Raw genomic sequence first — 11,393 nt, 5'->3', positions numbered from 1 at the left:
ACTTCCGGTGACGCGGGGTCGCATTGCACAATCCTGTGGGATGGTGCTTCCGTCCCGCCGGGCTGACATTCCTTTGAAAGCCTCTAAGGTCCCTGCCGGCCATCGCCGCAAGGTGGGACGACGGTCACCCGGCGCATTCATGCTTGGAGCTTGACACTTGGCGAACACGGCAGGCCACCCCGAGAGCCCCCACGGCGCGCCGGACGGCACGCGACGCGACTTCATGTTCCTCGCGACCGGTGCCGGGCTCGCCGTCGGTGCGGGCGCCCTGGCTTGGCCCTTCGTCGCCTCGATGGCGCCGGATGCGGAGACCATCGCGGCCGGTGCCCCCCTCGAAGTCGACCTGACGCCAATCCAGGAAGGTCAGATCGTAAACGTCTTCTGGCGCGGCAAGCTCATCTTCGTCCGGAACCGGACGGAGAAGGAGGTCAAGGAGGCCTCCGAGGTGAAGTTGGCCGACCTCATCGACCCGCAGGCCGATTCGGCCCGCGTCAAGCAGGGCCACGCCAAGTGGCTCGTCGTCTACGGCAATTGCACCCATCTCGGTTGCGTGCCGATCGGGCACCAGGGGCAGTACGAGGGCTGGTCCTGCCCCTGCCACGGCTCGCTCTACGATACGTCCGGCCGCGTCCGCCGGGGTCCCGCCCCGACGAACCTGCCTATCCCGCCCTACGTGTTCGAGTCGGATTCGAAGATCCGGATCGGCGAAGAGGGTGGCAAGGCGGTCGCCTGACACAGTGAAACAGGAATTGGAGCGGGTCGCCCCATGAGCGCACACGGCAATACCTACGTTCCCAAGAGTGCCCTTGCGAAGTGGTTCGAATCGCGCCTGCCCCTAATCGGGCTGGTGCATTCGTCCTTCGTCTCCTTCCCGGTGCCGCGGAACCTGAACTACTTCTGGACCTTCGGCGCGATCCTGATCGCCATGCTGGTCTCGCAGATCGTCACCGGCATCTGGCTGGCGATGCATTACGATCCGTCCGCCGCCAACGCCTTCAACTCCGTCGAGCACATCATGCGCGACGTGAACTATGGCTGGCTGCTGCGCTACATGCACGCCAACGGCGCCTCGATGTTCTTCGTGGCGGTCTACGTGCACATCTTCCGGGCGCTGTACTACGGGTCGTACAAGGCCCCGCGCGAGGTGCTCTACATCCTCGGCGTGATCATCTACCTCCTGATGATGGCCACCGCCTTCCTGGGCTACACCCTGCCGTGGGGCCAGATGAGCTTCTGGGGTGCGACCGTCATCACCAGCATCCTGGGCGCGATCCCGGTGGTGGGTGAGACCATCCAGAGCCTGCTCTGGGGCGGCTACTCGGTCGGCAGCCCGACCCTGAACCGCTTCTTCTCGCTGCATTACCTGCTGCCGTTCATGATCACGGGCGTCGTCGTCCTGCACGTCTGGGCGCTGCACGTGACGGGCCAGAACAACCCGGCGGGCATCCCGATCAAGTCCGGCAAGGACGCGGTGGCCTTCACGCCCTACGCGACCGTCAAGGACGTGTTCGCCTCGGTCGTGTTCTTCGCCTTCTTCGCCTACTGGATCTTCTATCAGCCGAACTACCTCGGCCACGCCGACAACTACGTGCCGGCCAACCCGGCCGTGACGCCCGCGCACATCGTGCCGGAATGGTACTTCCTGCCCTTCTACGCGATCCTGCGCGCGGTGCCGGACAAGCTCGGCGGCGTCATCCTGATGTTCAGCGCCGTGCTGATCCTGGCGCTGGCTCCCTGGCTCGACACCTCCCGCGTGCGCTCCTGCAACTACCGCCCGATCTACCGTCAGTTCTTCTGGCTGTTCCTGGTGGTCTGCGTGCTGCTCGGCTGGCTCGGCGCCAAGCCGCCGGAGGGTGGCTACGTCATCGCGGCCCGCATCTGCACGGCCTACTACTTCCTGCACTTCCTGCTCGTGATGCCGCTCGTCGGCCTGTTCGAGACGCCGAAGGCTCTTCCGGGATCGATCCTCGAGACCGTGACGGGACCGGGCAAGCAGGTGAGCGGGTCCGGGATGCCGATCGGTGCCGCCGCCGCACCATCGTCCAAGGGTTGAGGGCAGGGGACTTTTGAGAACCATGAAAACGACCCGCGTCCTCGCCGCGTCCCTGCTCGCGGCCGTCATGAGCGTCACCGTCGCGTCGGCGGATGAGGGAACCCCTCATCCGCCCCGCGAGAAGTGGAGCTTCGCCGGCATCTTCGGCCGCTTCGACCAGGCCCAGCTCCAGCGCGGCTTCCAGGTCTACAAGGAGGTCTGCTCGAGCTGTCACGGCATGAGCCTCGTGCGCTTCCGCAACCTGGCCGAGGCCGGAGGCCCCGGCTTCAGCGCCGGTCAGGTCAAGGAGCTCGCCGCCCAGTACAAGGTGAAGGAGCAGAACGATGCCGGCGAGGACGTCGACCGTCCCGCCCGCGCCGCCGACGCCTTCCCGTCGCCCTTCCCGAACGAGAAGGCGGCGGCCGCCGCCAACGGCGGCAAGGCGCCGCCCGACTTCTCGGTGTTGGCCAAGGCGCGGACCTACGAGCGCGGCTTCCCGCTGTTCGTGATCGATGCGCTGCCGTTCGTCGGCTATTCCGAGCAGGGCGTGGACTACATCCACGCGCTCTTGAACGGGTACGAAGACCCGCCGGCCGGCAAGGAGATCCCCACCGGCACCTACTACAACAAGTACTATGCCGGTCACCTGATCGCGATGCCGAAGCCCATCAGCGACGGGCAGGTGACCTACGCCAAGAACGACAAGGGCGAGCCGGTCGTCCCCGAGACGACGGAGCAGTACTCCCACGACGTCGCGGCGTTCATGGCCTGGGCCGCCGAGCCCCACATGATGGCGCGCAAGGCCCTCGGCCTGCGGGTGATCCTGTTCCTGCTCGTCCTCTCGGGTCTGCTCTACTACGTGAAGAAGAAGATCTGGGCGAAGGTCGGCGGCGAGGTCCACGGCCTCCAGCCCGAGCTGCACAAGACCTACTGATCCGAGACCTGCGGATCTGTGACCTGCTGATCCGAGAGCGGGCGGTCCCCACGGGGTCGCCCGCTCTCGATTTTCCCTTCGTTGACATGCCCCGCGCCGGCGCCCCAAGGAGGGGCGACCGGCGCGATCTTTATGGAGACCAGGATGACGGCAGCGGTGCTCGGCGTGATGGGCGGTTCGGGGGTCTACGACCTCCCCGGTCTCGAGGATGTCCGCGAGGAGCGGATCGAGTCTCCCTGGGGCGAGCCCTCCGACGCCCTGCGTATCGGCCGCATCGGTGAGACCCGGGTGGTGTTCCTGGCCCGCCACGGGCGCGGCCACCGCTTCTCGCCCACCGGCATCAATTACCGCGCGAACATCGACATCCTGAAGCGGGCGGGCGTCACCGACCTCGTCTCCCTCTCGGCCTGCGGCTCGTTCAAGGCGGAACTGCATCCCGGCCTCTTCGTACTCGTCGACCAGTTCGTCGACCGCACCGTCGGGCGGGCCTCGTCGTTCTTCGGCAACGGCTGCGTCGCCCACGTCTCCCTGGCGCACCCGATCGGCCCCGCCCTGCAGGCCCGGATCGCGGCGGCGGCGCAAGCCGAGGACATCGCGGTCCAGCGCGGCGGCACCTATGTCTGCATGGAGGGGCCGCAATTCTCCACCTACGCCGAGTCCACCACCTACAAGGCGCAGGGCTACGACGTGATCGGCATGACCAACATGCCGGAGGCCAAGCTCGCCCGCGAAGCCGAGATCACCTACGCGACCATCGCGATGGTCACCGACTTCGATTGCTGGCACCCGACCCACGACGCCGTGGACGTGGCCGCCGTGGTGGCGGTGGCCCGGGCCAATGCCGACAAGGCGGCGCGCCTCGTCGCCCGCCTCGCCCGCGATTTCCCCGCCGAACGCGAGGCCTGCCCGGTGGGCAGCGAGCGCGCCCTCGACGGCGCCATCATGACGGCGCCCGCTCAGCGTGACGCCGCCCTCCTCGCCAAGCTCGACGCCGTCGCCGGGCGGGTGATCGGGGCCTGACCGGCCGGCGGTGGATTTGGCCCCCGCCGCCCTTCACGGGACCCCGACTTCGCACTAGAAGGCGGGTTCGTGTCAGAACCGGAACCGAACCGTGATCTCAGAGGCCCAGCGCGCCGCCAGTATCAGCCGCAAGACCGCGGAGACCGACGTGCGCGTGTCCTTCGCCCTCGACGGGACCGGGAAGGCCAGGATCGCGACCGGCGTCGGCTTCTTCGATCACATGCTGGAATTGTTCGCCCGGCACGGTCTGTTCGATCTCGACGTGGAGGTCACCGGCGACCTCCACGTGGATCACCACCACACCGTCGAGGATACGGGCATCGCCCTGGGCCAGGCCTTCGCCCAGGCTCTGGCGGACAAGCGCGGGATCACCCGCTACGCCGACATCCACCTGCCCATGGACGAGACCCTGACCCGGGTCGCCATCGACATCTCGGGCCGTCCCTTCCTGGTCTTCCGCACGCAGTTCCGGGTGGAGAAGATCGGCCAGTTCGATACCGAACTGGTGCGTGAGTGGTTCCAGGCCTTCGCGATGAATGCCGGCCTGACGCTGCATGTCGAGACCCTGTACGGCGACAACGCGCACCACATCGCGGAGAGCTGCTTCAAGGGATTGGCCCGCGCCTTGCGGCAGGCGGTCACCGTCGATCCGCGCGAGGGCGGACGCGTTCCCTCGACGAAGGGTTCACTCTGATCCGCTCGACGGATCGGAGCAGAGGAGGCGAGACGTGATGCGGACCTACACGCTGCACCCGGAGCGGGACGCCCTGGCCGGGCAGGCGCATGGCCTCGAGCGCGCGTACCTCGTGCCGGACGGCTTCTCCTGGACTGCCTTCGCCTATGGCCCCCTGTGGTTCTTCTTCCACCGTCTCTGGCTGGCCGGGCTCGGGGTGCTGGTCCTGCTGGCGGTCCTCGCGATGGCCGGCCGCTTCCTCGGGCTGACACCGGTGGCGGGTTTCGTGGTCGCGCTGCTGGCCATGGTGCTGATCGGCCTCGAGGCCTCGTCCCTGCGGCGCTGGACCTATGCGCGGGCGGGCCGGCCCGTGCGCGACGCCGTGATGGCGGCGAGCCCCGAAGAGGCCGAGATGAAGGCGGCGCTCCGCTGGCTCGGCGGAGGGTCGCTGCCCCGGCCCGCTTCCGCAGGCCATGCGAGTCTCGCGGTGCCGCCGAGCGATCTGGCCATCGGCATGTTCCCCTTCAGCGAGGGCCGCCGGTGAGCGCCGAGACCGTCGCGATCATCGATTACGGATCGGGCAACCTGCATTCGGCCGCGAAGGCGTTCGAGCGCGCGGCACGGGAAGCCGGCCTCGATGCGACCCGGATCGTCCTCACCGACGAGGCCGAGACCGTGGCGAAGGCAGACCGCGTGGTCCTGCCCGGCGTCGGCGCCTACGCGGATTGCCGCCGCGGCCTCGACGCGGTGCCCGGCATGGTCGAGGCGATGACTCACGCCGCCAAAGTGCGGGCGAGGCCCTTCCTCGGCATCTGCGTCGGCATGCAGCTCCTGGCGACGCGCGGCCTCGAATACGACACCACCCCGGGGCTCGGCTGGATTCCCGGCGATGTCGGTCCGATCCGGCCCCACGACCCGGCCCTCAAGGTGCCCCACATGGGCTGGAATACCCTGGAGGTGGACCGCGACCACGCCCTGCTCGCCGAGATCCCGACCGGGGCGGACGGCCTGCATGCCTACTTCGTGCACAGCTTCGCCCTGAGCCCGGAGCGGCCCGACGACCGCGTGGCGCACAGCGATTACGGCGGCGTCGTCACCGCCATGGTGGCGCGTGACAACGTCGCCGGCACCCAGTTCCATCCGGAGAAGAGCCAGCGGCTCGGCCTCGCGCTCCTCGCCAACTTCCTGCGCTGGCGTCCTTAGAACCGCGCCGATCCCGAACCGCACACTCGAAAGCGAACCGACGCGTGATCCTGTTTCCGGCCATCGATCTCAAGGAAGGGCGCTGCGTCCGCCTCGTGCAGGGCGACATGGCGCAGGCCATCGTGTTCAGCGACGACCCGGCCGCCCAGGCCGCGGTCTTCGAGGAGCAGGGCTTCTCCTGGCTGCACGTGGTCGATCTCGACGGCGCCTTCGCGGGCGCGCCGATGAACGCCGACGCCGTCGACGCGATCCTGGCCCGGACCAAGCTGCCGGTGCAGCTCGGCGGCGGCATCCGCGAGATGCGCACCCTCGAGGCCTGGATCGCCAAGGGCGTCAGCCGCGTCATCATCGGCACCGCCGCCGTGCGGGACCCCGCCTTCGTGCGCGAGGCCGCCCGGCTCTATCCCGGCAAGATCGCGGTCGGCATCGACGCCAAGGACGGCCGCGTCGCGGTGGAGGGATGGGCCACCACCTCCAGCATGACGGCGGAGGAACTCGGCCGCCGCTTCGAGGATGCCGGGGTTGCCGCCATCATCTACACCGACATCGCCCGCGACGGCATCCTGAAGGGCCTGAACATCGAGATGACCCTCGGGCTCGCCCGCGCGGTGACGATTCCCGTGATCGCGTCGGGCGGCCTCGCCTCCATCGAGGACGTCCACCGCATCCTGGAGCCCGATTGCGCGCTCCTGGCCGGCGCCATTACGGGCCGCGCCCTCTATGACGGCCGAATCGATCCGCGCGAGGCCCTCGCCGCCATCAAGCGCGCCACCGGCTCGGCCGCCGCCGACCCGGCGGCCTGACGCGTTCGAGGCCCGCCCATGTTGAAGACCCGCATCATCCCCTGCCTCGACGTGAAGGACGGGCGCGTCGTGAAGGGCGTGCAGTTCCTCGAACTGCGCGATGCCGGCGATCCGGTGGAGGCGGCCAAGGCCTACGACGCCGCCGGGGCGGACGAACTCTGCTTCCTCGACATCACCGCGAGCCACGAGGACCGGGGCACGCTCCTCGACGTGGTCAGCCGCACGGCGGAAGCCTGCTTCATGCCGCTGACCGTGGGCGGCGGCATCCGCACGGTGGCGGATATCCGCACCCTGCTGCTCGCCGGGGCCGACAAGGTCTCGATCAACACGGCGGCGGTGAACGACCCCGATTTCGTGGCGCGCGGGGCCGAGAAATTCGGCAGCCAGTGCATCGTCGTCGCCATCGACGCCAAGCGCACCTCCGGCCCCGGCGAGCCTGCCGCCTGGCAGATCTTCACCCATGGCGGACGTAAGGCGACCGGCCTCGACGCCATCGATTTCGCCCGCACCGTCACCGCGCGCGGCGCCGGTGAATTGCTGGTGACCTCCATGGATCGGGACGGCATGCGCTCGGGCTACGACATCGGCCTGACGCGGGCGATCGCGGACGCCGTCACGGTGCCGGTCATCGCCTCGGGGGGCGTCGGCAGCCTCGACGATCTGGTGGCTGGCGTGCGCGACGGCGGCGCCAGCGCCGTGCTGGCGGCCTCGATCTTCCACTTCGGTCAGCACACCGTATCCGAGGCCAAGGCCCACATGGCGGCGGCCGGACTTTCCATGCGCCTCGATCTGTAAGCACGGCGGCGGCCGGCCCTTGCGTCATGATCCATCGTGCCGCACGCTCGCGCCGACGGCACGATAGGCCCGGTTCGCCGGGACCCAGGATTGTATGACCCACTTCACGCTCAACGACCTCGAAGCCCTGGTGGCCGACCGCGCCGCGGCGTCCCCCGAGACCTCCTACACGGCCAAGCTCCTTGCCGGCGGCCAGGGGCGGGCGGCCAAGAAGCTCGGCGAGGAGGCCGTGGAGGCCGCCATCGCCGCCGTGCAGGGTGACCGCGCCGGCCTGGTGAGCGAGGCGGCGGACGTGCTCTACCACCTGCTCGTGGTGCTGCGCGGCGGCGGCATCCCCCTCGACGAGGTCCTGGCCGAGCTGGAGCGCCGCACGGCCCAGAGCGGAATCGCCGAGAAAGCCGCGCGGGGGCCGGCGTGAACGCCGAGATGCCCGTTCCGGTCGCCACGCCGCGCATGCCCGCGGAGGGGCAGGATCCGGTCACCGGGGAGGGCTCCGAGCGGCTCTCCCCTTACCGCCTTTTCACCCGCGAGGAATGGGCTCAGCTGCGCGCAGACACGCCGCTGACCCTGGCGGCCGAAGAGGTGGCGCGCCTGCAATCGCTCAACGATCCGATCTCCGTGGAGGAGGTCGAGGCGATCTACCTGCCGCTGTCGCGCCTGCTGTCGCTCTACGTCGCGGCGACGCAAGGGTTGTTCAAGGCGACCCAGCGCTTCCTGCTCGCCGAGCACGAGACCAAGGTGCCCTACATCATCGGGTTGGCGGGCTCGGTGGCGGTGGGCAAGTCCACCTCCGCCCGCGTCCTGGCGGCCCTGCTGGCGCGCTGGCCGAACACCCCGAAGGTCGATCTCATCACCACGGACGGCTTCCTCCTGCCCAACGCCGAGTTGCGCCGCATGGGCGCCATGGAGCGCAAGGGTTTTCCGGAGAGCTACGACACCGCGGCCCTCCTGCGCTTCCTCACGGACATCAAGGCCGGCAAGAAGCGGGTCGCCGCACCCCTCTACTCGCACCTCGTCTACGACGTCATGCCGGGGGAGGAGCGGGTCATCGAGTCGCCCGACATCCTCATCGTCGAGGGCCTCAACGTGCTCCAGCCCGCGCGCCTGCCGCGCGACGGCACCGCGATTCCGTTCGTGTCCGACTTCTTCGACTTCTCGATCTACCTCGACGGGCACGAGGACGACCTGCACCGCTGGTACGTCAACCGCTTCCTGCGCCTGCGCCAGACCGCCTTCCGCGATCCGCTCTCCTACTTCCGCAAGTACGCGGAGGTGACGGAGGCCGAGGCCATCGAGATCGCCGACACGCTCTGGACCACGATCAACCTCCCGAACCTGCGCGACAACATCCTGCCCACCCGTCAGCGGGCGAGCCTGATCCTCGCCAAGGGCGCCAGCCACCGCATCGAAAGCGTGGCCCTGCGCCGGCTCTGAGGTTCGCTATGGGCGGCAGGCGCTCGGGTCGCCCGTACGGGATGGCCGCTGCGGGTGGATGTCCACGGGGCGGCGTTCGGGCGGCGACTCATGGAAGCGGACGTCGCTGCCGCGCCCGCTCACGACTCTACTTCGTCGGAGCCAGGACCACCGTCAGCATTTCCTGAATACAGCCATCGATTGGTGATCTGACGGCTTTGGCTGCGTGTGGTGAGCGGGCTTTGTCTTTCCGGCCAGAACCGGACACTCCGCCCCCCACCACAAGCAGACAGATTTGCTGGTCAAGGGTTGGCTACGGTGTAGAAGCCTTGGCTTCTGAACGGGGGCGCCTACGCAGATGGTCGCTCAGCCTTCGGCCTTGGTGAAGGCATCGAAGGCCCGTGCGCTGTAGACCAGCGCCGCACCGGCATTCAACGCGACGGCGACACCGAGCGCCTCGACCATTTCCTCCTTCGATGCGCCCGCTTTGCGGGCGGCGTCGGTATGGAAAGCGATGCAGCCGTCACAGCGGGTCGTCACCGCCACGGCGAGCGCGATCAGTTCACGGGTCTTGGCATCGAGTTTCGGCTCCTTTGGCTTGGCGGATGCCAGTTGATCGTGCGCGTGAAGGAGCGCCGGGCTGATCTGGCCCATCTGACCTAGGGTTGACATCAACTCGCCCCGGTATCCGTTCCAGTTTTCCATGACGATCTCCCTTGGATGTGGCCCTCTCGCGGGCCTTCGACAGGCAGCGTCATATGCCCTGTCTACCAAGTAGTAGGTAGCCTATCGGGGTAGGAATCGCAACGCGGCGTTCGCACAGAATCGACGCTCCCAGAGTCGGCCTTGGGTCAGCGAGGGGTCGGAAGCGGTACGGCCGCTGCGGGACGGCAGGTCAGAATCGGCTCCCCGCGCCGAGCCTAAATCGCTGGACGGCCAACGAACGATCGCTTGCGAGCAGCGCCGGTGATCGTTGGAAACCATGGGTCGGGGCCGGCAGTATTCCCGCGCTCGATCACGCGGGATCGGGGCTCAATCCGAACCCAGCGGATAGGCCGCCTCGACCACGTAGGGGCCGCCGCCCTTCGACTCGCGGGCCGAGAACAGCGCCACCCGCTCCACCGGGACGGTGAGGGGCGTGAACAGGCCGCCTTTGCCGAGATAAGCGGCCACATCCTCCGGGCCTGCCTCGCGACGCAGGCGCGCCAGGGTGACGTGGGGCGTGAACTTGCGCCGCTCCGGCTCCGCCCCGGCCTGGCGGGCGAGGCGCTCCTGCTCGGCTTGGAGATCGAGAAGCTCCGGGCTCGGTACCACCGTGGCGAGGATGGCGCGCGGCCGGTCGCCGCCGAAGCTCGCCAGCCCGTCGAGGGTGACGGAGAACGGCGCGCGCGGTCGCGCCGCGACCAGCCCCTCGTGCAGGGCCTCCGCGACCTCGACCTCCACGTCCCCGAGGAAGCGCAGGGTGATGTGGTAGTCGGACGGGTCGATCCAGCGGCTGCCGCGCAGGGCGCCGCGCTTCAGCGACAGCGCCGCGCCGATCTGCTGCGGGATCTCAAGTCCGGTGAACAGGCGCGGCATCGGTTCAGCGGGGGCCGGGTTTCACGCGGTCGAGGAAGCGCTCGACGGTGGGGAGAATGCCGGCCACGATGGTCTCGACGCCCTTCGCGTTCGGGTGCAGCCCGTCGTCCAGATGCGCCGAGCGGTCGCCGAGGATGCTCTCGAGGAAAAACGGGTAGAGGACGAGGTCGTGGCTCCGGGCGAGATCCGGATAGATCGCGTCGAAGCGCGCCATGTAGTCCGGACCCAGGTTGGGCGAGGCCTTCATCCCGGTGAGCAGCACGGGGATGCCGCGTGCCTTGAGCCGCGTGATCATCGCCTCCAGGGCCTTGCGGGTGACAGCCGGGTCGGTGCCCCGCAGCATGTCGTTGGCCCCGAGTTCGAGGATGACGCCGTCGGTGCCGTCGGGAATCGACCAGTCCAGGCGGTCGAGCCCGCCGGTCGTCGTGTCGCCGGAGACGCCCGCATTGGCGATCGTCACGCGCCGCCCACGGGCCGTCAATGCGCGCTCCAATACGGTCGGAAAGGCGGCCGTCGCGGGCAGGCGGTACCCCGCCGTCAGGCTGTCGCCGAAGGCCACGAGCTTGATCGGGGCGGCTTCGGGCGCGGCGCGGGACGGCACCGCCCCGAGGGTGAGTGCGGCAAAGAGCACCATCAGCGCGGCGATCCCGGAACCCGGATGGCGCCTTCCGGCCGCGCGGACCATATCGACGCGGTGTGACACTTCACACAGACCCATTCGCTCACAACTCCGACCCTCGGCGCATCATGTTCGCACCCGCTCACAGATCGGTCACCCGTTGAACTCCGACAAGGCCACGGCACCGACCATCGCGCTCTCCGACATCGACCTCAGCCTGGGACGCGGTGCCGCCCGCGTGCACGTGCTGCGCGGGATCTCCCTCTCGGTGGCGGCCGGGGAGGCCGTGGGACTCGTCGGTCCCTCCGGCTCGGGCAAGTCGA

At 68.8% G+C, this 11,393-nt stretch carries 15 protein-coding genes; 12 read left to right on the top strand and 3 right to left on the bottom strand.

The window, feature by feature from the left end; genetic code table 11:
- Nucleotides 1-157: 157 nt before the first annotated feature.
- The 11 genes from petA (at nucleotide 158) to coaA (ending at nucleotide 8,894) form a co-directional block, all read left to right on the top strand.
- On the top strand, nucleotides 158-733 hold the full coding sequence (gene petA / locus MFF30_RS08480) for a ubiquinol-cytochrome c reductase iron-sulfur subunit (RefSeq protein WP_283205879.1): 576 nt from the start codon (nucleotides 158-160) through the stop codon (nucleotides 731-733).
- Between the two features lie 33 nt (nucleotides 734-766).
- Complete coding sequence (locus MFF30_RS08475; RefSeq protein WP_238278689.1) at nucleotides 767-2,053, top strand: cytochrome b; 1,287 nt, start codon at nucleotides 767-769, stop codon at nucleotides 2,051-2,053.
- Nucleotides 2,054-2,075: 22 nt separating this feature from the next.
- Complete coding sequence (locus MFF30_RS08470) at nucleotides 2,076-2,966, top strand: cytochrome c1 (protein WP_238278687.1); 891 nt, start codon at nucleotides 2,076-2,078, stop codon at nucleotides 2,964-2,966.
- Nucleotides 2,967-3,110: 144 nt separating this feature from the next.
- Nucleotides 3,111-3,986, top strand: a complete 876-nt coding sequence (locus MFF30_RS08465; RefSeq protein ID WP_238278685.1) for an S-methyl-5'-thioadenosine phosphorylase — start codon at nucleotides 3,111-3,113, stop codon at nucleotides 3,984-3,986.
- Between the two features lie 94 nt (nucleotides 3,987-4,080).
- A complete protein-coding gene (gene hisB, locus MFF30_RS08460) occupies nucleotides 4,081-4,680 on the top strand; it encodes an imidazoleglycerol-phosphate dehydratase HisB (RefSeq protein ID WP_238278805.1) in 600 nt (199 codons plus the stop codon).
- Between the two features lie 37 nt (nucleotides 4,681-4,717).
- A complete protein-coding gene (locus MFF30_RS08455; protein ID WP_238278683.1) occupies nucleotides 4,718-5,203 on the top strand; it encodes a DUF2628 domain-containing protein in 486 nt (161 codons plus the stop codon).
- A complete protein-coding gene (hisH, locus tag MFF30_RS08450) occupies nucleotides 5,200-5,862 on the top strand; it encodes an imidazole glycerol phosphate synthase subunit HisH (RefSeq protein ID WP_238278681.1) in 663 nt (220 codons plus the stop codon). Before MFF30_RS08455 ends, hisH begins: the two co-directional genes overlap by 4 nt.
- Nucleotides 5,863-5,906: 44 nt before the next feature.
- Nucleotides 5,907-6,665: a 1-(5-phosphoribosyl)-5-[(5-phosphoribosylamino)methylideneamino]imidazole-4-carboxamide isomerase gene (hisA, locus tag MFF30_RS08445; protein ID WP_238278679.1), complete on the top strand. Its 759-nt coding sequence runs from the start codon at nucleotides 5,907-5,909 to the stop codon at nucleotides 6,663-6,665.
- Nucleotides 6,666-6,683: 18 nt separating this feature from the next.
- On the top strand, nucleotides 6,684-7,460 hold the full coding sequence (gene hisF, locus MFF30_RS08440) for an imidazole glycerol phosphate synthase subunit HisF (RefSeq protein WP_238278677.1): 777 nt from the start codon (nucleotides 6,684-6,686) through the stop codon (nucleotides 7,458-7,460).
- A gap of 94 nt (nucleotides 7,461-7,554) precedes the next feature.
- Nucleotides 7,555-7,878, top strand: coding sequence for a phosphoribosyl-ATP diphosphatase (locus MFF30_RS08435; protein WP_238278675.1), 324 nt, complete (start codon nucleotides 7,555-7,557; stop codon nucleotides 7,876-7,878).
- 35 nt (nucleotides 7,879-7,913) lie between these two features.
- Nucleotides 7,914-8,894 carry a type I pantothenate kinase gene (gene coaA / locus MFF30_RS08430; protein WP_238278804.1) on the top strand — a complete coding sequence of 327 codons (981 nt, stop codon included), beginning with the start codon at nucleotides 7,914-7,916 and terminating at the stop codon, nucleotides 8,892-8,894.
- Between the two features lie 345 nt (nucleotides 8,895-9,239).
- On the opposite strand, the gene MFF30_RS08425 is transcribed toward coaA, so the two are convergent.
- The 3 genes from MFF30_RS08425 to MFF30_RS08415 form a co-directional block, all read right to left on the bottom strand.
- A complete protein-coding gene (locus MFF30_RS08425; protein WP_238278673.1) occupies nucleotides 9,240-9,578 on the bottom strand; it encodes a carboxymuconolactone decarboxylase family protein in 339 nt (112 codons plus the stop codon).
- A gap of 327 nt (nucleotides 9,579-9,905) precedes the next feature.
- Entirely contained in the window at nucleotides 9,906-10,451 is a 546-nt protein-coding gene (thpR, locus tag MFF30_RS08420; RefSeq protein ID WP_238278671.1) for an RNA 2',3'-cyclic phosphodiesterase, read from the bottom strand.
- A gap of 4 nt (nucleotides 10,452-10,455) precedes the next feature.
- Nucleotides 10,456-11,085 carry an arylesterase gene (locus MFF30_RS08415; RefSeq protein ID WP_238278669.1) on the bottom strand — a complete coding sequence of 210 codons (630 nt, stop codon included), beginning with the start codon at nucleotides 11,083-11,085 and terminating at the stop codon, nucleotides 10,456-10,458.
- A 145-nt stretch (nucleotides 11,086-11,230) separates the two neighbouring features.
- Between MFF30_RS08415 and MFF30_RS08410 the strand changes: the two genes are divergently transcribed.
- A partial coding sequence (locus MFF30_RS08410) for an ATP-binding cassette domain-containing protein (protein ID WP_373320870.1) occupies nucleotides 11,231-11,393 on the top strand: 163 nt, incomplete at its 3' end.

This window comes from Methylobacterium goesingense (assembly GCF_022179225.1).
GTDB classification, from domain to species: domain Bacteria; phylum Pseudomonadota; class Alphaproteobacteria; order Rhizobiales; family Beijerinckiaceae; genus Methylobacterium; species Methylobacterium goesingense.
This window is presented reverse-complemented; position numbering and strand designations above follow the sequence as displayed.